This window comes from Amorphoplanes digitatis (assembly GCF_014205335.1).
GTDB lineage: Bacteria > Actinomycetota > Actinomycetes > Mycobacteriales > Micromonosporaceae > Actinoplanes > Actinoplanes digitatus.
The window spans coordinates 861935-882462 of record NZ_JACHNH010000001.1 but is presented as its reverse complement, the minus strand read 5'-3'; the positions used below and the strand labels follow the sequence as shown (position 1 = coordinate 882462).

The following is a 20528-nucleotide window of genomic DNA, read 5'->3' as shown; positions in this document are numbered from 1 at the left end:
AGCGACCGTTTCCCGACGGCGGCTGGTGCCGGAGGATGGGTTCTTTGCAGAGAGGGGCACCCGAGTGAAACGGCCGACGATCGCCGACATCGCCCGCCGGGCAGGCGTGTCCAAGGGAGCCGTGTCGTACGCGCTCAACGGCCAGCCGGGCGTCTCCGAGGCGACCCGCCGGCGCATCGTCGCCATCGCGGAGGAGATCGGCTTCAACCCGAACAGCGCGGCCCGCGCCCTGTCCGGCGCCAGCTCCCGCGCCGTCGGGCTCACCCTGTGCCGGCCCGCCCGCATCCTGAGCATCGAACCGTTCTTCATGGGCCTGATCAGCGGCTTCGAGCAGGAGCTCGCGGCCCGGTCGTTCGCGCTGACCCTCCAGGTCGTGGCCACCCCGCAGACCGAGACCGAGGTGTACCGCCGTTGGTGGGGCGAGCGCCGGGTCGACGGCGTGTTCGTCACCGACCTGCGGGAGAACGACGTCCGCATCCCGGTGCTCAACGAGCTGCAACTGCCGGCCGTGGTGATCGGCGGGCCGGGCGACACCGGCAAGGTGCCCCAGCTCTGGTCCGACGACGCCGGCGCGATCACCGAGGCGGTCCGCTACCTGATGGCGCTGGGGCACCGGCGCATCGCCCGCGTCGGCGGCCTGCCGGACCTGCTGCACACCCAGACCCGGACCAAGGCGTTCACGGAGGTCTGCGCCGCGCTGGGGCTCAGCGAGGCGGTGACCGTGCCGTCGGACTACACCGGCGAGGAGGGCGGCCGGGCGACCCGCCGCCTGCTCATCAACGCGGAACGGCCCACGGCGATCATCTACGACAACGACGTCATGGCCGTCGCGGGCCTGTCGGTGGCGCAGGAGATGGGCCTGTCCGTGCCGGGCGACCTGTCCATCGTCGCCTGGGACGACTCACCGCTGTGCTCGCTGGTTCATCCGCCGCTGACGGCGCTGACCAGGGACATCGCGGCCTACGGCGCCCACGCGGCCCGCCAGCTACTGGCGGCGATCGCCGGCGAGCCGGTGCAGGACGTCGAGGAGGGCACCGCACACCTGACCCCCCGCGGAAGCACCGCCCCACCCCGCGACTCCTGACACCAACCGCCCTCGGCGGTGAGCCACCCGCGCCACCCTGCCGACGGGCGACCCACACTGCCCTACCCACGCCGCACCGGGCGGCGGGCGACCCACACTGCCCTACCCACGCCGCACCGGGCGGCGGGCGACCCACACTGCCCTACCCACGCCGCACCGGGCGGCGGGCGGCGGGCGACCCACACTGCCCTACCCACGCCGCACCGGGCGGCGGGCGACCCACGCCGCCCTACCCACGCCGCACCGGGCGGTGGAGGACCCTCGCTGCCCTGCCCACGCCGCTCTGGCGGTGGGCGGCCCCGCGCTGCTCAGGGGCGGTGGGTGTCCAGGTAGGCCTCCATGCGCTCGGCCGGCGCGGGCCTGGCCAGGGCGAAGCCCTGGCCGTAGACGCAGCCGGCCTGCCGGGCGCGCTCGATCTGTTCCGTGCTCTCGAGGCCCTTGGCGACGATCTCCAGCCCCAGCCGGCGCCCCAGGCTGACCACCACGTCGATCACCGCCGGGCCTACCGGCCGCTCGGCGGGCGAGTTGACCAGCGACTGGTCGAGCTTGAGCATGTCGACCGGCAGGCGCCGCAGGTGGGACAGCGACGCCTGGCCCGCGCCGAAGTCGTCCAGCGCCGCGCGCACGCCCAGCTTCCGCAGGCCCGCGAGCGAGGCCACGATGGCCGGCACGTCCTCGGCCACCCAGGTCTCCTGCACCTCGATGACGAGGCGCTCCGGCCGCAGCTCGTGGTGGTCCAGGATCTCCGCGACACGCTCCGGGAAGCGGGCCGTGAGCAGCTCGCGCGGCGCGACGTTCACCGAGAGCCAGTACTCGCTGTTGCCGCCGGTCCAGCCCGACAGGTGCCGGCAGGCCGCGTCGAGCACCCATTCGCCCAGCTCGGCCGTGCAGCCGACCGCGCGGGCGATCGGCAGCAGCTCCGCCGGGAGGATCGTGCCCAGCTTCGGGTGGCGCCAGCGCAGCAGGGCCTCCACGCCGACCGGCTGCTCGTCGCGCAGCGAGACCACCGGCTGGAAGACCAGGTCGAGCTCGCCCCGCTCGACCGCGCCCAGCAGCTCGCGCTCGAGGTCCATCCGGCGGTGCAGCTGGATCTCGACGTCCGTGTCGTACCACTCGACGCGGTCCCGGCCGAGCTGGCGTGCGCGGCTGCGGGCCAGGTCGGCGTGGCGCAGGACCTCCTCGGAATCGCGACCGCCGGCCAGCTCCGCGAGGCCGACGCTGGTGTGCAGCTCGACAATCGTGCCGGGCAGGCGGTAAGGCTCCATCAGCAGCGTCACGATCCGGGTGGCCAGCGCGTAGGCCAGCACCGCGCCGTCCGCCGTGAGCACGGCGAACTCGTCGCCGCCGAGCCGGGCCGCGACGTCACCGTCGGCGAGCAGGCTGCCGATGCGCCGGGCCACCTCGATCAGCACCGCGTCGCCGGTCTCCCGGCCCTTGCTGTCGTTGATCTCCGCGAGCCCGTGCAGGTCGATCACCAGGACCGTGCCCTGCTGCCCGGCCCGCCGCCGGTACTCGAGCAGGTCGCGCATCAGCGCCCGCCGGTTCGCCAGCCCGGTCAGCTGGTCGGTGTAGGAGAGCTTGTGCAGCGTCCGCTCGAGGCGCCGCCGCTCACCCACGTCACGGACGTGCACCACCAGGGCCGCCACCTCGGGCACCGACCGCTGATCCGCCACCGTGGACTCGGTGTCGCGCCAGACGCCGTGGCCGTCGCGCAGCCGGGCGTTGAGCAGCGCGGGAGGCCCGTCGTCGTGCTCGCCCGCGAGCAACGCCTCGATGCCGGCCTGTGCGCTCGCGGCGTCCTCCGGGTGGATGAGCTCGATGAACGTGCGGCCGACCACCTCCGAGTCCGCGAGCCCGAAGAGCCGGGCCGCCGCCGGTGACTGCCAGCGGACGGTCAGCTTGTCGTCCAGGACCAGGGTGAGGTCGGTGGCCCCGGCGACCAGCGACCGGAAGTGCGCCTCCTTGGTGCGGAGCTGGCCGGTGTATCGCCGGATGTCGCTGACCACCAGCAACTCGCGCATCGTCAGGACGGCGACCATCGTGATGCCGAGGAGGATCGCGATCTGGTCGAACGGGCCGACGGCGATGAGGTGGTAGAGGGCGGCCAGCACGCCGATCCCGGCGGGCACCGCCAGCAGCGGATAGCCGGAGAGGTACAGGTCCTGCTCGCGGGGGCTGATCGACACCGGCGCGCTGCGCCGGGATCCGCCCTCCGCGGCGAGCCCCAGGCCCGCGACGATCGGCAGGCCGAAGAGCGCGACGACCCAGCCGGCGAAGCCCCAGAGCGCCAGATCGGCCACCGTGGACAGCGCGACGAGGACGACGATCGCGCCGGCGCCGCAGCGCAGCGCCGCCGGCCGGTGCAGGCGCGCCCGCAGCACGATGACGGTGACGATCGAGACACCCGTCGCCGCGCACAACGTGCAGGCCAGCGTCGGGTAAGGGGTGTCACGCAGCGGCCGGACCAGGTACGCGGCGAAGCCGAGCGCGATGCCGAGGCCCAGTCCGTCGAACGCGCGGCGCAGGCGCACCGCCGCTGAGGTGGCCGCGCCCGGAAGCAGCATCGTGCCGAGGATGAGGAACACGGTGACCAGGCCGACCCCGACCGCGAGCCACACACCGGCACCGGGCGGCTCGACGTAGAGCACGACGGCGGTCGCGCCGGTGGCGAGGGCGCCCATGCCCAGGAAGCCCGCCCCGCGGCAGGCCGCGAACGTGCCGTCCCGGTGATGGATCGCCAGGGCCGTGGCGACCAGCACCGCGGCGGCCCAGAGCCCGACACCGCCGACCCCGATCGCCAGGGCGAGTCGGCCGGGCACGAGGCCGGCCGGCGCGGCGAGCAGCACCAGAGCGCCGGCGACCGGCGCGATCAGGAACGCCACCCGGTGATGCCGGGTGCCGGTACGCGCTCGGAGCCGCACTGCCACGGGGGGAGTGATCCTCTGCGTGTCTTCGGGGGGTGGGGGGTAGGCGACGGCGACTGGAGGTACACCGCACCCACATCGGGTAACGATCGTTCCCCCGCACAGGTTACGTGCGCGGGTTGATTCTCCGCACATACCGATCGTCGACCATGGACGATCAAACGGCAATCCTGCGGAAGGGTCCAGCGCCCGCCCCGCTCCCCCTCAGCCCCCGGCCACCGACGGGATCACCTGGATCTCCGCTGCCGGCGGGACCGCCGTCGCCAGTCCGCCGGAGCGGCGGCAGTCCTCCCCGTCCACGTAGACGTTCACGTAGCGGCGCAGCGTCCCGCTCTCGTCGCGGATCCGGCGCTCGAGGCGGGGCCACCGGTCGCGCACCTCGTCCAGCACCGCCCCGAGCGAGCCCTGCGCGGTCACCTCGAGCCGCGCCGCGCCGCCCGCCTCCGCCCGCAGCACGCCCGGGATCAGCAGAGTGGGCATCAGAAGGTCGCCGCCCGGACACAGAGGACATCGCTCAGGTGTGCCACCACGGTCGACCAGGTCTCCCCCTCGTCGCGGCTGGCGAACACCTCGCCCGACCGGGTGCCGAAGTAGACGCCGACCGGCTCCGCGTCGTCGGCGCACATCGCGTCGCGCAGGACGCACACGTGGAACGGCTCGGTCGGCAGGCCGGCCTGCTGTGGCTGCCAGGTGTCGCCGCCGTCGGTGGACCGGAAGACCCGGCAGTGCTGGTCGACCGGCTCCCGCTGCCCGTCGCTGACCAGCGGGAAGTTCCAGACCACGCCGCCGCGACGCGGGTGCGCGACGATCGGGAAGCCGAAGTCGGCGGGCAGGGTGTCCGCGATAGTCTGCCAGGTGCCGCCGCCGTCCACCGAGCGGTAGACGCCGTGGTGGTTCTGCGCGTAGAAGCGGTCCGGGTCGGCGCCGTCGCGGGCGACCTTGTGCACGCACTGGCCGAACTCCGGCCACGGGTCGGGCAGGAAGTAGGCCTTGATGCCCTCGTTGGAGGGTGCCCAGGAGGCGCCGCCGTCGCTGGTGCGGTAGACGCCGCCGGTGGACATCGCGACGAGCATCCGCTGCGGGTCGTCGGGGTGCGGAAGGATGGTGTGGATCGCCTGGCCGCCGAAGCCGGCGCCCCACTCGGGCCGGTGCGGGTGGTCCCACAGCGCGCGGACCAGCTCATAGGTGCGGCCGCCGTCCTCGGAGCGGAACAGCGCCGAGGGCTGCACGCCGGCGTAGACGACGTCTCCGGCCGCCGGGACGATCTGCCAGACGCGCTCGACCGCCGCGCCGGTGTCCGCCGGGAAGGCGAGCGGTGCCTTGTCCGGCTCCTGCCAGGTCTCGCCCAGGTCGTCGCTGATCGCGACGCTCGGGCCGAAATGAGAACTCTCCAGGCCCACGAAGAGCCGGGGCGCGGCGCCGCGGGTGTCGATCGCGACCGCGTAGATCGAGTGCCCGGAGAAGTGCGCGGAGCCGATCTTCCAGCTCTGCCGGTCGTCGTCACTGATGGCCAGGAGGAGGCCCTTCTTGGTGCCGATGGCTAGTAGCTCGGTCATGGCGAGCAGTATGCGCGGGAGGTCCGACAGAAATGCCGCGTTCGGCGGGTGCGAGGATGACGAACGTGAGCCGAAAGCCCGTCCTGCGCGTCCGTAAGTCCGGCGCCCTCATCGTCGCCGCCCTGATCGCGCTGGTCGGCACGATCCCGTTCGCGGGTGCCCGCTGGCAGCTGGCCCCGATCCTGCTGATCCCCCTCGCGATCCTGGTCTGGGCCGTGCGGGCGGGCACGGACGTGGACACCGAGGGCCTGCGGGTCCGTGCGCTCTTCGGCACCACCGACATTGCCTGGTCCCGGGTCGCCGAGCTGGCGCCGGACGACCGCCGGCGGGTCTCGGCGCTGCTCACCGACGGCAAGGTGATCCGGCTGACCGGGGTAACCAAGGCCAACCTGCCGGCCGTGATCGCGGCCGGCGGGCAGCGGCTGGACGACGCCGACGGCTCAGTAACCGTCGACGACCCGGTTGACGAGCGGCTCTCCGGCGGCGAACCGGCGTAACTGGTCGCCCACGAGGCGGTAGGCGCGCGGCAGCAGCCCCGCCACCGTGCCGGCGACGTGCGGGGTGATGAACACGTTCGGCAGCCGCCAGAGCGGGTGATCGGCGGGCAGCGGCTCCGGGTCGGTGACGTCCAGCGCCGCCGAGATGCGCCCCGAGGCGAGCTCGGCGACCAGCGCACCGGTGTCCACCACGGGCCCGCGCGCGGCGTTGACCAGCAGCGCGCCGTCGGGCAGCGCGGCCAGGAACGCCGCGTCGACCAGGCCCCGGGTCTGCTCCGTCAACGGCACGACCAGGACAACCACTTCCGCGTACGGCAGCAGCCCGCCCAGCTCGCCGACCGCGTGCACGCCCCGCTCGGCGCGGGCGGTGCGGGCGACGCGGGTGACCGTCACGCCGAACGGCGCCATCCGCTCCTCGATGGCCCGGCCGATCGACCCGGCCCCGACGATCAGCACCCGCCGGCCGGTCAGCTCGGGCGACGGCGGCAGACCGTCCGGCGCCCACTCCCGCCGCTGCTGCGCCCGGGCGAAGGCCGGGAACCCCCGCAGCGCGCCGATCACGGCGCCGAGGACCCACTCGGAGACCGAGGCGTCGTGCACGCCCCGCGCGTCGCAGAGCTGCACGCCGGGCGGCACCCGGCCGACCCAGTTGTCCGCGCCCGCGGAGAGCAGCTGGACGACCTCCAGGCCGGTGAGCTTCGGCAGCAGGTCGGACTCCCGTACCTTCGCGATGAACGGCGGCACCCAGAACCGGACACCCGCCGGATCGGACGGCAGGTTGACGGCGTCGGTACAGACCTCGACCCCCACACCGGCCGGAAGCCCGCCGAGGAGCTCGCGGCCCACCTCATGGGCGATCCAGACCATCACCGCCCCAAACTAACGCGAAGCGGGGTCCGGGTGCCCCTCCGGCCGTACCAGATCGATCAGGGCTTAAAACGGTCCCGGCGGACGCGGCTACCCTGGACCGGGAAACGAGGAGGCCGGTGTGATCGAGCGCAGTCCGGGGGTCCGCACGGGTGCCGTGACCCTGGGTGCCCTGACCCTGGCCGCCGTGCTGGGCCTGACCACCGCGTGCAGCTTCGGCCCGCCCGATCCTGACGTGGCCGGCGCGCCACCCAACCTGCCCACCCCGTCCGTCTCGGCCGCACCCGACAGCACCGACGAGCGCGCCGCGGCCGTCACCGTCCTGGCCAAGGGCCTCGAGGTGCCGTGGGGGATGGCGTTCCTGCCGGACGGGGGCGCGCTGGTCACCGAGCGGGACACCGGCCGGATCCTGCGGGTCGGCCCCGAGTCCGACGCCGAGGGCCTCAAGGTCGCCGAGGTGCAGCGCCTCTCCGAGGTCGAGGCCGGCGGCGACGGCGGCCTGCTCGGCATCGCCGTGTCCCCGAAGTACGCACAGGACGACACGGTCTTCGTCTACTACTCGACGGCGAAGGACAACCGCGTCGCCAAGCTCAAGCTCGAGGGCAAGCCGCAGCCGATCCTCACCGGCATCCCCCGCTCGCGCAACGACAACGGCGGCCAGCTCGCCTTCGGCCCGGACGGCTTCCTGTACGTGACCACCGGCGACGGCACCGCCGGCGCGAACGCGCAGAACCCGAAGAGCCTCGGCGGCAAGATCCTGCGGATCACCGCCGCCGGCAAGCCGGCACCGGGCAACCCCGTCAAGGACTCGCCTGTCTGGTCGTCGGGTCACCGCAACGTGCAGGGCATAGCCTGGGACGCGGGCAAGAGGATGTACGCCAGCGAGTCCGGTCAGAAGACCAACGGCGAGCTGAACCTGATCCAGAAGGGCAAGAACTACGGCTGGCCCAGCGTCGACGGTGACGGAACGGACGCGAAGTTCGCCAACCCCCTCGTGAGCTGGCCGATCGAGGACTCGTACTGCTCGGGTGTCGCGGTGCTGGAGAGCATGATCGCGACGGCGTGCCTGCAAGGCCAGCGGCTGTGGATGGTCGACGTCACGGGCAACGGAACCCTGCTGGGCCGGCCACACGCGCTGCTCGAGGGCGAGTTCGGACGGCTTCGCGGCCTGATCGCCGCGCCGGACGGCTCGTTCTGGGTCACCACCTCCAACCAGGAGGAAGGCGGGGAACCCGGCCCGGACGACGACATGATCATCCGGCTGGTGTTCTCGGACGGCGGCGCCGGCCGCAGCTAGCGGACGTAAGCGTCTGACAACCGGCACACGGGGGGCAGGTGAGCCGTTGACCATGAACGAGAAGATCTCCGTCGCGGCCGCCGCGGTTCGCCGGACCTGGGCGCGCCCGTGGGTACACCGCCTCCGCATCTGGGCCGCCGTGCTCGCCGTCAGCCTCATCGGCGTCTTCGTCGGCACGATGCTGTTCGCGCAGTCCAAGGTAGCCGTCGGCCCGTTCCTCGCGGACATGTCGATCAGCCCGTCGATCAAGGGCGGCACCGAGGTGGACATCCCACCGCTGGGCTCGCTGCACCTCGACAGCCACGACGGCCCCATCCACCTCAAGGTCGACCTGGGCGCCCTGGACCAGGAACGCACCGAGGCGCTGATCGACGACCCGACGGCGATCAGCGCGGCGGGCCAGTCGGCGGTCGACGACGTCACCAAGGGCGTGCTGCAACTCGGGCTGCGCGCGATGGGCGCGGCGATCGTGTGCGCCCTGATCCTCTCGGCGCTGATCTTCCGCAACATCCGCCGGGTGGCGGCCGCGGGCATCCTCGCGCTGGTGGTGACCGGCGGCAGCCTGGCCCTGGCGGCGGGCACCATCCGCCCGGACTCGATCAGCGAGCCCCGCTACGAGGGCCTGCTGGTGAACGCGCCCGCGGTGGTCGGTGACGCGAGGCGCATCGCCGACAACTACGGCCGCTACTCGGACCAGCTCCAGCAGCTCGTCAGCAACGTCAGCCGCATCTACACCACGGTCTCGGCGCTGCCGGTCTTCGACCCAGCAGGCAACACGACCCGCCTGCTGCACGTCTCCGACCTGCACCTGAACCCGAGCTCGTGGGGGGTGATCGAGACGGTGGTCAAGCAGTGGGACATCGACGCCGTGGTCGACACGGGTGACATCGTCGACTGGGGCAGCGGCGCCGAGACGTCGTACGTCAACGCGATCGGGCAGCTCGGGGTGCCGTACATCTACGTGCGGGGTAATCACGACTCGCTGGCCATCCAGGCCGCGGTCGCCCGGCAGAAGAACGCGAAGGTGCTGGACAACTCGATGGTCACCGTCAACGGCCTGACGATCGCGGGCATCGGCGACCCGGAATTCACTCCCGACAAGAGCGAAAAGCCCGCGGCGGACGCGGACGATCCCGCACCGTCGCCGCTGCTGGCCAGCGGCGAGGAGCTGGCCACCACCATCCGGGAGTCGAAGACGAAGGTCGGCATGGCGATGGTGCACGACCCGGCGATGGCGCCACCGCTCTCCGGCGTGGTGCCGCTGGTGCTGGCCGGGCACCTGCACGAGCGCGAGGTCAGGACCCTGGACGTGCCGCTGCCCGAGGCCTCCCCCTCGGCCGCACCGACACCGGCACCGTCCGCGTCGGCCGCCACGCAGCCACCGATGGAGACCCGCCTGATGGTGCAGGGTTCGACCGGCGGGGCGGGCCTGCGCGGGCTGGAGGACGACGAACCGACGCCGCTCATGATGTCGGTGCTGTACTTCGACGAGAACCAGACCCTGAAGGCCTACGACGACATCCAACTGGGCGGCACGGGCGAGCAGAACGTGACGATGCAGCGAAAGGTGATCGGCACCGAGCCGGAGCCGACCACAAACCCGTCGGTCTTCAACGGCGTGACCCCGGGCATCCGCCCCAACGGTCCCCCACCAAGCCGCTAAACCCAAGCCGAACCTGCCAGGATCCGAAACCGGCCCGAGCCAGCCCACCCGGAACCCGGAACCGGTCCAAGCGAACCAGCCAGAATCCGGAACGGATCCGGGTGGACCGGTGTGGTTTAGGCGCCGAGGCGGGAGAGGATCAGTTCGCGGACTGTCTTGGCGTCCGCCTGGCCGCGGGTGGTCTTCATGACCGCGCCGACCAGGGCGCCCGCCGCCGCGACCTTGCCGTCGCGGATCTTGGCGGCGATGTCCGGGTTCTCGGCGATGGCGGCGTCGACGGCCGCGGTGAGCGCGCCGGTGTCGGAGACGACGCCGAGGCCGCGGGCGGCGATGACGGCGGCGGGGTCGCCCTCGCCGGCCACGACTCCCTCGAGGACCTGGCGGGCCAGCTTGTCGTTGAGCTTGCCCGCGTCGACGAGGCCCTGCAGCTGTGCCACCTGCGCCGGGGTCGCGCCGACCTCGGCCAGCTCGACGCCGGTCTCGTTGGCGCGGCGGGCGAGCTCGCCCATCCACCACTTGCGGGCGCCGGCCGGGCTCGTGCCCGCCGCGATGGTCTCCTCGATGAGCTCGATCGCGCCGGCGTTGACCACCGACTGCATGTCGATCGCGGAGATGCCCCACTCTTCGGCGAGCCGGGCGCGCTTGACGCTCGGCAGCTCGGGCAGCGCCGCCTTCAGCTCAGCGACCCACGCCGTGTCCGGCGCGATCGGCACGAGGTCGGGCTCGGGGAAGTAGCGGTAGTCGGTCGCGGTCTCCTTGGAGCGGCCCGGGCGGGTGTCGCCGGTGTCCTCCTGGAAGTGCCGCGTCTCCTGGAAGATGCGGATGCCGTCGTTGAGCAGCATCGCCTGGCGGATGATCTCCGAACGAACCGCGCGCTCGACCGAGCGCAGCGAGTTGACGTTCTTGGTCTCGGTGCGGGTGCCCCACTCCTCGCCCGGCAGGTTCAGCGAGGTGTTCACGTCGCAGCGCATCGAGCCCTGCTCCATCCGCACGTCGGAGACGTCCAGCGAGCGGATGATGTCGCGCAGCTCCGTCACGTAGGCCTTGGCGACCTCGGGCGCCCTGGCGCCGATGCCCGGCACCGGCTTGGTGACGATCTCGACCAGCGGAATACCGGCCCGGTTGTAGTCCACGAGCGACTCGGTCGCGCCGTGGATGCGCCCGGTCGCGCCGCCGACGTGCAGCGACTTGCCGGTGTCCTCCTCGAGGTGGACACGCTCGATCTCGATCCGCACGGTCTCGCCGTCGACCTCGACGTCGACGTAACCGTCCACGCAGAGCGGCTCGTCGTACTGGCTGGTCTGGAAGTTCTTCGGCATGTCCGGGTAGAAGTAGTTCTTCCGGGCCATCCGGCACCAGGAGGCGATGTCGCAGTTCAGCGCGAGGCCGATGCGGATGGTGGCCTCGATGGCGGCGCGGTTGGCGACCGGCAGCGCGCCGGGCAGGCCGAGGCAGACCGGGCAGACCTGGGTGTTGGGCTCCCCGCCGAAGACGGTCGGGCAGCCGCAGAACATCTTGGTGTTCGTGCCGAGCTCGACGTGCGTCTCCAGGCCGATGACCGGCTCGTAACGGGCGATCGCGTCCTCGTACGAGGGCAGCACGGTCGTACTCATGCGATGAACTCCAGGTCGCGCGGGTATCCGGACTGAACCACTCAAGACTAGTGGTCGGCGCCGACGTGTTTTCGTCAGGACCCGTTTCGGCACGACCGCCGCCGGCCCGCCGACCGGGCACCCGGCCTCGCCGCCCTGATCAAACGCCGCTCCAGACCGACCGACTCCGCCGACTTACGGCCGCAGGACCAGGTGGCAGGCGCCCGGCCCGGTTGCGGACGCCAGACCGAGTTGCCGACGCCCGGCCCGGATTGGCGCCCCCAGACCGAGCAACGGACACCCGGCCGGGATAGGCGCCGCCAGGCCGGATAGCGGACGCCAGGCCGAGCTTGCGGCGCCCGGCCCGGGTTGGTGCTGCCAGCCTGGGTTGGTGCTGCCAGCCTGGGTTGGTGCTGCCGGGCCGGGGTGCAGCACGCCGGGCCGGTGGGCCGGCCCGGCGTGGGGGATCAGAGTTCGGGTGGGGTGAGGGTGCCGACTGCGGACTCCAGGGCGGCCGCGACGCGGTACATGCGGTCGTCGGCCATCGTGGGGGCCATCACCTGGAAGCCGACCGGCAGGCCCTCGGACAGGCCGCAGGGCACGGAGATCGCCGGGCCGCCGTAGAGGTTCGTCGGGATCGTGAAGAGGTCGGCGAGGTACATCTGGTAGGGGTCCGAGGTGCGCGAGCCGAACGGGAACGCCACGAACGGGGTGGTCGGCGAGATGAGTACGTCGACCTTCTCGAAGGCGGAGGTGAAGTCGCGCGTGATGAGCGTGCGGACCTTCTGCGCCTGGCCGTAGTAGGCGTCGTAGTAGCCGCTGGAGAGCGCGTAGGTGCCGAGGATGATGCGGCGCTTGACCTCGGGGCCGAAGCCGGCCTCGCGGGTCAGCGACATGACCTCCTCGAGCGACCGGTTGCCGTCGTCGCCGACGCGCAGGCCGTAGCGCACGCCGTCGAAGCGGGCCAGGTTGGAGGAGGCCTCGCTCGGCGCGATGAGGTAGTAGGCCGGGAGGGCAAACTCGAAGTGCGGGCAGGACACCTCGACGACCTCGGCACCGAGCTTGACGAGCGTCTCGACGGACTCGCGGAAGGCCGCGATCACGCCGGGCTCGGCGCCCTCGCCGGCGAACTCCTTGACGATGCCGAGCTTGACCCCGGTCAGGTCGCCCGTGGCGCCCAGCCGCGCGGCCGCGACGACGTCGGGGACCGGCTGCGGGATGGAGGTCGAGTCGCGCACGTCGTGGCCGGCGATGACCGAGTGGAGCAGGGCCGCGTCCTCGACGGTCCGCGTGCACGGGCCGGGGGTGTCGAGCGAGGACGAGAAGGCGATCAGGCCGTAGCGGGAGGTGCCGCCGTAGGTCGGCTTGGCGCCGACCGTGCCGGTGACGGCGCCGGGCTGCCGGATCGAGCCGCCGGTGTCGGTGCCGATGGCCAGCGGAGCCTCGTAGGCGGCAACGGACGCGGCGCTGCCGCCGCCGGAGCCGCCGGGGATGCGCCCGAGGTCCCACGGGTTGTTGGTGGGCCCGTATGCGGAGTATTCGGTCGAGGACCCCATGGCGAACTCGTCCATGTTGGTCTTGCCGAGCATGACCGTGCCGGCGGCGCGCAGCCGCTCGACGACGGTGGCGTCGTAGGGCGGCTTCCAGCCCTCGAGGATCTTCGAGGCGGCCGTGGTCGGCACGCCCTTGGTGGCGATCACGTCCTTGACCGCGACGGGCACGCCCGCGAGCGGCCCGGTCGCCTCGCCCCGGCCGCGCTGCTCATCGACCTTGCGGGCGGCCGCGAGGGCACCCTCCCGGTCGACGTGCAGGAAGGCGTGGACCCGGTCGTCGACGGCGGCGATCCGGTCGAGGTGCGCGGTGGCGACCTCGACGGCGGACGCCTCCCCGCTGCTGATCAGCGCGGCGATCTGAACCGCGGTCATCCTGGTGACGTCGGTCATGCTCATTCCTCCTCATCCAGGATGCGCGGCACGCGGAACCGGCCCTCGGCGGAGTCGGGCGCGCCGGAGAGCGCCGCCTCCTGCGTGAGGCTCGGCTGCACGACGTCGTCGCGGTAGACGTTGGTCAGCGGCACGGAGTGCGAGGTGGGCGGGATGTCCTCAGCGGCCACATCACCGATCCGGGCGACCGACTGCAGAATGACGTCGAGCTGACCGGCGAACTGGTCGAGCTCCTGCTCGGTCACGGCGAGCCGCGACAGGCGCGCCAGATGCGCGACCTCTTCGCGGGAGATGGCGGCCATCGTGCCCCCTTGGTGGTGGATGTCGCTGACCTGGAGAGTCTATTTCCAGGGGTGGTCGCGGTGGCGGGCGGCTCCCTGGTCTGTGGATAACTTCGCCGTCCGGCCGCCCGGCCTGCATCAGGACGCCGCGCCGGGCGTGCGGTGCCGACCACCGCCCACAGCGGGACAGCCGCGGAAGCGGGACAGCCGCGGAAGCGGGACTGCGGGAACGGCCGCGCGAGCGGGACGGCGGGAACGGCCGCGCGAGCGGGGACGGCAGAACGGGCAACGTGAGCGAGGACGGCCCGAGCGGGGACGGTCGGCTCCGGGACCCGCCGCCCGGGTGTGGGCAGGCGGCGGGAGCGTTCACGGCGCTGGGACTGCCAGGGCGCCGGCTCCTCGGCCGGGGCGTAGGGGGCGGTAGCGGATCAGCCACTCCGCGAGGTCCGGTGCCGGCATCGGACGGGCGTGGAACCAGCCCTGCGCCGCGTGGCAGCCCACGGCGGCCAACAGCCGCCAGGTGCGTTCGTCCTCGACGCCCTCGGCAACGACGCGCAGGCCGAGCGAGTCGGCCAGGGCGGTCACCGAGCGCACGATGGCGGCGTCGCCGCGGTCGGTGGCCATGCCGAGGACGAAGGAGCGGTCGACCTTGACCTCGGCGAGCGGCAGGCGGCGCAGGTGTTGCAGGGACGAGTAGCCGGTGCCGAAGTCGTCCAGGGAGATGGCCACGCCCATCCGGTCCAGCCTGGTGATCGTGTTGAGCACCCGGTGGGGGTCGGCCATGAGCGCGCTCTCGGTGATCTCGAGCTGGAGCAGGTCGGGCGGCACGCCGTGGCGGCGCAGCAGGGCGTCGATCTCCTCGGCGATGTCCGCCGCGTGCAGGTCGCGCACGCTGACGTTGACCGAGGCGCGCAGGGGCTGACCGGCCGCGTGCCAGGCCGCGATCTGGGCGATCACCTCGCGCAGCACCCGGCTGGTGAGCTGTCGCATGACCGGGGTCTGCTCGGCGACGCGGAGCAGTTCCTCGGGGCCGACCATGCCTCGGGCCGGATGCCGCCAGCGCAGCAGCGCCTCGACGCCGACGATCTCGCCGGTCGCGATGGCGATCTGCGGCTGGTAGTAGAGGGTGATCCCGTCGGCCGCGGGGTCCGTGCCGGGCTCGGCCTGCACGGCACCGCGCAGGTCGGCGAGCAGGGCAAGGTCGGGTGGGTGCGGACCGGCGTCGCGGGCGTAGACGACGACCTGGTCGCCGCGCTCCTTGGCGTCGTACATGGCGGCCTCGGCCTGCCGGAGCAGCGCGGCGGCGTCGCCGCCGCGGTCCGGTTGCAGGGCGATGCCGATGGAGGCGCTGACGTCGATGAGCAGGCCGTCGAGCGCGAAGGGCCGGACGAACGCCTCGGCGAGGTGACCGGCGAGGCGCCGAGCCGAGGCCGGGCCGTCGACGCGCTTGGCGAGCACCGCGAACTCGTCGCCGCCGAGCCGTGCCACGAGATCGTGGGCGGGCACGGCGGCGGCGAGCCGGCGGGCGACCTCGACCAGGAGCCGGTCGCCGGTGGTGTGTCCGAGCGCGTCGTTGACGGTGCGGAACCGGTCGAGGTCGAGCAGGAACAGGGCGGGCCGCCACTCGGGCCGGCGCGACCCGCGGCCCGTTCCCCACTCGACCACCGAGGTCTGGAGCGCGCGCCGGTTGGGCAGCCCGGTCAGCGCGTCCACGCGGGAGGCCCGCTCGCACTCCCCGGTGGAGCGCACCATGCGATGTACGGCGTGCAGCGCGAGCAGGACGAGGGGCACCAGCACCAGCCCGACCTGCGCGGCGGCGAGCACGACGGGCCCGAGCAGCAGCAGGGCGGAGGTGGCGAACAGCTCCGGTCCCCAGCGCTGGATCCGGCGCCGCGCGCGGGCGGCGGCGGAGCGGCCGGAGATGACGGCGTCGGTGCCGTAGCGGCCGAGAATCCACACGGCGGCAGCGGCGACGGTGAGCAGCGCGTCGTCCCAGCGCGGCTCCGCGCCGAAGTGCAGCCCGGCGAACGCGGCGACGAGGGCGGCTCCGGCCAGGGCGACGGCGTGCTGGAGCCCGAGGTGCAGGACGCGCCGGGCGGGCTCGCGCATCCGCACGCAGGCGAGCGCCACGGCGGCGAGTTGCACGGCGACGGCGGGCACGAAGCCCCAGGCGAAGACGATGCCGAAGGTGAAGCAGATCGACGGCAGGATCACCGAGCTGGCCCGCCGGCCGGCGACCACATAGGGACGCGCGTCGACCGCGAGGGCGAGCAGGGCCATGACCCAGAACTCGGTCGGCAGCTCCGCGAAGACCCCGGGCCGCGCGCCCCAGAGGGCGAGGTCGACGAGCAGCGCCCCGCCGACGGCGACGACCGCACCCCGCCGCACCGAGGCGGACCGCCCGGCGTCGCGGGCCGCGGCGGACCGCCGCGGCCAACCCCGCCGCCCGCCGCCGGCCGCCGACCCGGAGTCCGGGTGCCGGCGGCGCCCGCGGCCGTCACCCGCATGCCAGACCTCGACCAGATGTGGGCGCTCGTCGCCGTCCGCGGGCGAGCGCCTCAGCGACGACGCGGCTTCCATACGGGAGTCGGCGTCCGACGGCAAATCGCGGGAACCGCCGCGGGACCGCGACTCACCGCGCGCAGGAGGGCCTTCGGCCTCGTCGGTGGCGGGCGCCCCGTCGGCCGGCCGGCCTTCGCCCGGCATGGAGCTGCGCTGCTGTGCGGCATCCATGCGACCTCCACGGTGGTGTCGACCGAACGATCTTTCTCACCATAGATCCACGTAGACAAAACTACGCGAAACAGACTCGCCGTTATCAAATCGGCATATCTGCCGGAACGTGGAACCCTCAGAATTTCACCCGTTGGGGTTACTGGCCCGTCGCCTCGTCCTCCGTCTTCGCCGCGGCCTTCCGCTTCGGCTCCCGGACCGGCTCCTCCGCGATCTCGGCCACCTCGCGGGCCGCGTCCGGCCCCTGCGCCAGCAGCACCGCGAAGCCCGCCTCGTCCAGCACCGGCACCCTCAGCGACAGGGCCTTCTCGTACTTGCTGCCCGGGTTGTCACCGACCACCACGAACGCCGTCTTCTTCGACACCGAGCCGCTCACCTTGCCGCCCTGGCCCATCACCGCCTCGGACGCCTCGTCGCGGGTGTGTGTCGACAGCGTCCCGGTCACCACGACCGTCATGCCCGCGAGCGGGCGCGGGCCGGTGTCGGTCCGCTCCTCCGCCATCTTCACGCCGGCCTCGCGCCATTTGCGGACGATCTCGCGATGCCAGTCGACCGCGAACCACTCGCGCAGGCTCTCCGCGATCGTCGGGCCCACGCCGTCCACTGCGGACAGCTCCGCGATCCGGTCCTGCGCGATCGCCGCCTCGATCGCCTCCATCGAGCCGAACTCGAGGGCCAGCGCGCGGGAGGCGGTCGGGCCGACGTGCCTGATCGACAGCGCCACGAGCACCCGCCACAGCGGCCGCTGCTTGACCTCCTCCAGGTTTTCCAGCAGCTTCACCGCGTTGCTGCCGAGGCTGCCGTCCATGTTGACGAAGAACGGCGAGCGCAGCAGGTCGTCGGCGGCCACGCCGAAGAGGTCGCCCTCGTCGGTCAGCACGCCCGACTCATAGAGCGCCCGGGCCGCCTTGTAGCCCAGCACCTCGATGTCGAGGGCGTCGCGGCCCGCCAGGTAGAAGAGGCGCTCGCGCAACTGGCCCGGGCAGTGCCGGGCGTTGGGGCAGCGGATGTCGATGTCGCTCTCCTTGGCGGGAGCGAGCGCGGTGCCGCACTCGGGGCACTCGGTCGGCATCACGAAGGCGTGCGCGTCGTCGGGGCGCAGGTCCATCACCGGGCCGAGCACCTCCGGGATCACGTCGCCGGCCTTGCGCAGCACCACGGTGTCGCCGATCCACACGCCCTTGCGCTCGACCTCGCGGGCGTTGTGCAGCGTCGCCTGCGCCACCGTCGAGCCGGCCACCCGCACCGGCTCCAGCACCGCGAATGGGGTCACCCGGCCGGTCCGCCCGACGTTGACCTCGACGCCGAGCAGCTTGGTGGTGACCTCCTCCGGCGGATATTTGAAGGCGATCGCCCAGCGCGGCGCGCGGCTGGTCGAGCCGAGCCGGCCCTGGATGGCGACCGAGTCCACCTTGACCACGACGCCGTCGATCTCGTGCTCGACGTCGTGGCGGTGCTTGCCGTAGTAGGCGATGTAGTCGCGCACCTCGTCCATCGAATCGACCAGCCGCCACCGGTCGCTGGTCGGCAGGCCCCAGGATTTCAGCGCCGCGTAGGCGTGTGACTGCGAGTCGGGCCGGAAACCCGTGCGGGCGCCGATGCCGTGCACGACCATGCGCAGCCCCCGCGACGCGGTGATCCGCGGGTCCTTCTGCCGCAGGCTGCCGGCCGCGGCGTTGCGCGGGTTGGCGAACGGGGCCTTGCCCTGCTCGACGAGCGTGGCGTTGAGGTCGGCGAACGCGGAGGCCGGGAAGTAGATCTCGCCGCGCACCTCGAGCAGCTCGGGCAGGTCGTCGCCGGTCAGCCGCTCGGGGATCTCGCGGATGGTGCGGACGTTGGAGGTCACGTCCTCGCCCGTGCGGCCGTCGCCGCGGGTCGCGCCGCGGACCAGGCGGCCCTTCTCGTAGGTCAGGTTGATCGCCAGGCCGTCGACCTTGAGCTCGCAGAGGAACCGCACCGGCCCGCCCGCGTCCCGCTCGGTGCGCTCGGACCAGGCGGCCAGCCCGGCCAGGTCGAAGACGTTGTCGAGCGACATCATGCGCTCGGCGTGCTCGACCGGGGTGAACAGCGTGGAGAACGAGCCGCCGACGTTCTGCGTCGGGGAATCGGGGGTGCGCAGCGCGGGATAGCGCTCCTCGAGCTCCTCGAGCTCGCGCAGCAGCCGGTCGAACTCGGCGTCCGCGATGGTCGGCGAGTCGAGCACGTAGTAGCGGTATTGGTGGCCGCGCAGCTCGTCGCTGAGCTCGGCGTGCCGGGTGCTGGCCTCCGCGGTCGGCTCGGCGCCGGCCGCACTCACCTGCTCCGGGGTCGGCCGGGCCTCCGCTTCGACAGACTGCTTCTCAGACACCGCAAAGACCTCCGTGTTCGAACCTCTACCGGCACGTTAGCGGCCCGGTCCGACAATCCGCCGAAGGCAGGCGTCCGATATCGGGTGGACCACGGCCGGGCCGGGCCGGAGACTTCAGCAATGCAGCCCACGCAGACCGCGCTCATCGTGCCCGTGCCGGAGGTCGAGCCGGCCGTGAGCCGCTGGCGGGCGGCGCTGGACAGGGCCACGAGCTGGGGTATCCCGGCACACGTCACGGTGCTGTACCCGTTCCTCGCGCCCGGTGACCTCGACGACGAGACGCTGGCCGCGGTCGGCGAGGCACTCGCGTCCGTGCCGAGGTTCACAGTCGACTTCACGCGGGTCCGGTGGTTCGGCGACACGGTGGTCTGGCTGGCGCCGACCCCGGACGCGCCGCTCCGCGCGCTCACCACCGCGATCTGGCGGCGCTTTCCCCAGGCACCGCCCTACGAGGGCGCATTCGACGACGTCGTGCCGCACCTGACCGTCGGCCACGACTCGCCGGCGAAGGCCATGACCGAGGCGGCCGACGCGGTCACCCGGTGCCTACCGATCCGCGCGGCCATCGACACGGTCCGCCTCATCGCCGGGACGCAACAGCCCGGCGGCTGGCGAACGATCCGCGAGTTCCCGCTCGGCGGATAGCAAGGCAGGCCAGCAAAGGCGGGCGGCAAGGCAGGCCAGCAAGGGCGGGCCAGCAAAGGCCGGCAGCAAGGCAGGCCAGCAAGGGCGGGCCAGCAAAGGCCGGCAGCAAGGCAGGCCAGCAAGGGCGGGCCAGCAAAGGCCGGCAGCAAGGCAGGCCAGCAAGGGCGGGCCAGCAAAGGCCGGCAGCAAGGCAGGCCAGCAAGGGCGGGCCAGCAAAGGCCGGCAGCAAGGCAGGCCAGCAAGGGCGGGCCAGCAAAGGCCGGCAGCAAGGCAGGCCAGCAAGGGCGGGCCAGCAAAGGCCGGCAGCAAGGCAGGCCAGCAAGGGCGGGCCAGCAAAGGCCGGCAGCAAGGCAGGCCAGCAAGGGCGGGCCAGCAAAGGCCGGCAGCAAGGCAGGCCAGCAAGGGCGGGCCAGCAAAGGCCGGCAGCAAGGCAGGCCAGCAAGGGCGGGCCAGCAAAGGCCGGCAGCAAGGCAGGCCAGCAAGGGCGGGCCAGCAAAGGCCGGCAGCAAGGCAGGCCAGCAAGGGCGGGCCAGCAAAGGCCGGCAGCAAGGCAGGCCAGCAAGGGCGGGCCAGCAAAGGCCGGCAGCAAGGCAGGCCAGCAAGGGCGGGCCAGCAAAGGCCGGCAGCAAGGCAGGCCAGCAAGGGCGGGCCAGCAAAGGCCGGCAGCAAGGCAGGCCAGCAAGGGCGGGTAGTAAAGGCGGGGCAGTAAAGGCGGGTGACTAGCGCGCGCTCACCAGACCAGCCAGAACGGGTTGCCGACCGGGTCGGCGTACACCCGGCAGCGGCCGCTCCCCCCGTCCAGGCGCTTGCCGCCCGCCGCCAGCACCCGCCGCTCCGCCGCCTCGATGTCGCCCACCCGCGCATTCAGGTGGAACTGCTGCGGTCGGTTCCGGTCCGGCCAGTCCGGCGGGAGCAGGTCGGGCGCCTTCTGGAACACCAGGCTCGGCGCGTCCGAGTCGGTCCGGGTGGTCACCCGGCCGTCCTCGTCGCGGACGACGTGCATGCCCAGGAGCGCGCAGTAGAAGTCGGCGAGGGCACGGGGATCGGGGCAGTCGATGACGACGGCGTCCAGGCGTCCAATCATGAGTGCATGATGCCC

Annotated in this window: 15 protein-coding genes; 5 read left to right on the top strand and 10 right to left on the bottom strand. The window is 72.8% G+C overall.

What is annotated here, in order from left to right:
* Positions 1-64: 64 nt before the first annotated feature.
* Positions 65-1084: a LacI family DNA-binding transcriptional regulator gene (locus BJ971_RS04080; RefSeq protein WP_184989951.1), complete on the top strand. Its 1020-nt coding sequence runs from the start codon at positions 65-67 to the stop codon at positions 1082-1084.
* A gap of 308 nt (positions 1085-1392) precedes the next feature.
* Here the strand turns inward: BJ971_RS04080 and BJ971_RS04075 are convergent, their stop codons facing one another.
* The 3 genes from BJ971_RS04075 to BJ971_RS04065 all read right to left on the bottom strand — a co-directional run bounded on the left by BJ971_RS04075 (position 1393) and on the right by BJ971_RS04065 (position 5564).
* Positions 1393-4011 carry a putative bifunctional diguanylate cyclase/phosphodiesterase gene (locus BJ971_RS04075; protein WP_239087876.1) on the bottom strand — a complete coding sequence of 873 codons (2619 nt, stop codon included), beginning with the start codon at positions 4009-4011 and terminating at the stop codon, positions 1393-1395.
* Positions 4012-4212: 201 nt separating this feature from the next.
* Complete coding sequence (locus BJ971_RS04070; RefSeq protein WP_184989949.1) at positions 4213-4488, bottom strand: MoaD/ThiS family protein; 276 nt, start codon at positions 4486-4488, stop codon at positions 4213-4215.
* Entirely contained in the window at positions 4488-5564 is a 1077-nt protein-coding gene (locus tag BJ971_RS04065; RefSeq protein WP_184989947.1) for a WD40/YVTN/BNR-like repeat-containing protein, read from the bottom strand. Before BJ971_RS04065 ends, BJ971_RS04070 begins: the two co-directional genes overlap by 1 nt.
* 65 nt (positions 5565-5629) lie before the next feature.
* Here BJ971_RS04065 and BJ971_RS04060 point away from each other — a divergent pair, with 65 nt between their 5' ends.
* Positions 5630-6061: a PH domain-containing protein gene (locus tag BJ971_RS04060; RefSeq protein ID WP_239087875.1), complete on the top strand. Its 432-nt coding sequence runs from the start codon at positions 5630-5632 to the stop codon at positions 6059-6061.
* Here BJ971_RS04060 and BJ971_RS04055 read toward each other — a convergent pair.
* Entirely contained in the window at positions 6005-6931 is a 927-nt protein-coding gene (locus BJ971_RS04055; RefSeq protein ID WP_184989942.1) for a 2-hydroxyacid dehydrogenase, read from the bottom strand. The genes BJ971_RS04060 and BJ971_RS04055 overlap by 57 nt on opposite strands.
* Positions 6932-7049: 118 nt before the next feature.
* Between BJ971_RS04055 and BJ971_RS04050 the strand changes: the two genes are divergently transcribed.
* Complete coding sequence (locus BJ971_RS04050; protein WP_377885373.1) at positions 7050-8225, top strand: PQQ-dependent sugar dehydrogenase; 1176 nt, start codon at positions 7050-7052, stop codon at positions 8223-8225.
* 52 nt (positions 8226-8277) lie between these two features.
* Positions 8278-9888 (top strand): metallophosphoesterase, encoded by a 1611-nt coding sequence (locus tag BJ971_RS04045; RefSeq protein ID WP_184989940.1) that lies wholly within the window; start codon positions 8278-8280, stop codon positions 9886-9888.
* 116 nt (positions 9889-10004) lie between these two features.
* Here BJ971_RS04045 and gatB read toward each other — a convergent pair whose 3' ends face one another.
* The 5 genes from gatB to ligA form a co-directional block, all read right to left on the bottom strand.
* Positions 10005-11501 carry an Asp-tRNA(Asn)/Glu-tRNA(Gln) amidotransferase subunit GatB gene (gatB, locus tag BJ971_RS04040; RefSeq protein WP_184989938.1) on the bottom strand — a complete coding sequence of 499 codons (1497 nt, stop codon included), beginning with the start codon at positions 11499-11501 and terminating at the stop codon, positions 10005-10007.
* A 446-nt stretch (positions 11502-11947) separates the two neighbouring features.
* Positions 11948-13423 (bottom strand): Asp-tRNA(Asn)/Glu-tRNA(Gln) amidotransferase subunit GatA, encoded by a 1476-nt coding sequence (gatA, locus tag BJ971_RS04035; RefSeq protein ID WP_184989936.1) that lies wholly within the window; start codon positions 13421-13423, stop codon positions 11948-11950.
* Between the two features lie 2 nt (positions 13424-13425).
* Entirely contained in the window at positions 13426-13725 is a 300-nt protein-coding gene (gene gatC, locus BJ971_RS04030; protein ID WP_184989934.1) for an Asp-tRNA(Asn)/Glu-tRNA(Gln) amidotransferase subunit GatC, read from the bottom strand.
* A 345-nt stretch (positions 13726-14070) separates the two neighbouring features.
* A complete protein-coding gene (locus tag BJ971_RS04025) occupies positions 14071-16437 on the bottom strand; it encodes a putative bifunctional diguanylate cyclase/phosphodiesterase (RefSeq protein ID WP_239087874.1) in 2367 nt (788 codons plus the stop codon).
* 139 nt (positions 16438-16576) lie between these two features.
* Positions 16577-18784 (bottom strand): NAD-dependent DNA ligase LigA, encoded by a 2208-nt coding sequence (ligA, locus tag BJ971_RS04020; RefSeq protein WP_184989932.1) that lies wholly within the window; start codon positions 18782-18784, stop codon positions 16577-16579.
* 120 nt (positions 18785-18904) lie between these two features.
* On the opposite strand from ligA, the gene BJ971_RS04015 reads away from it, so the two are divergent.
* Positions 18905-19429 (top strand): 2'-5' RNA ligase family protein, encoded by a 525-nt coding sequence (locus BJ971_RS04015; protein ID WP_184989930.1) that lies wholly within the window; start codon positions 18905-18907, stop codon positions 19427-19429.
* Positions 19430-20159: 730 nt separating this feature from the next.
* Here the strand turns inward: BJ971_RS04015 and BJ971_RS04010 are convergent.
* Positions 20160-20513 (bottom strand): VOC family protein, encoded by a 354-nt coding sequence (locus tag BJ971_RS04010; protein ID WP_184989928.1) that lies wholly within the window; start codon positions 20511-20513, stop codon positions 20160-20162.
* Positions 20514-20528: the final 15 nt, after the last annotated feature.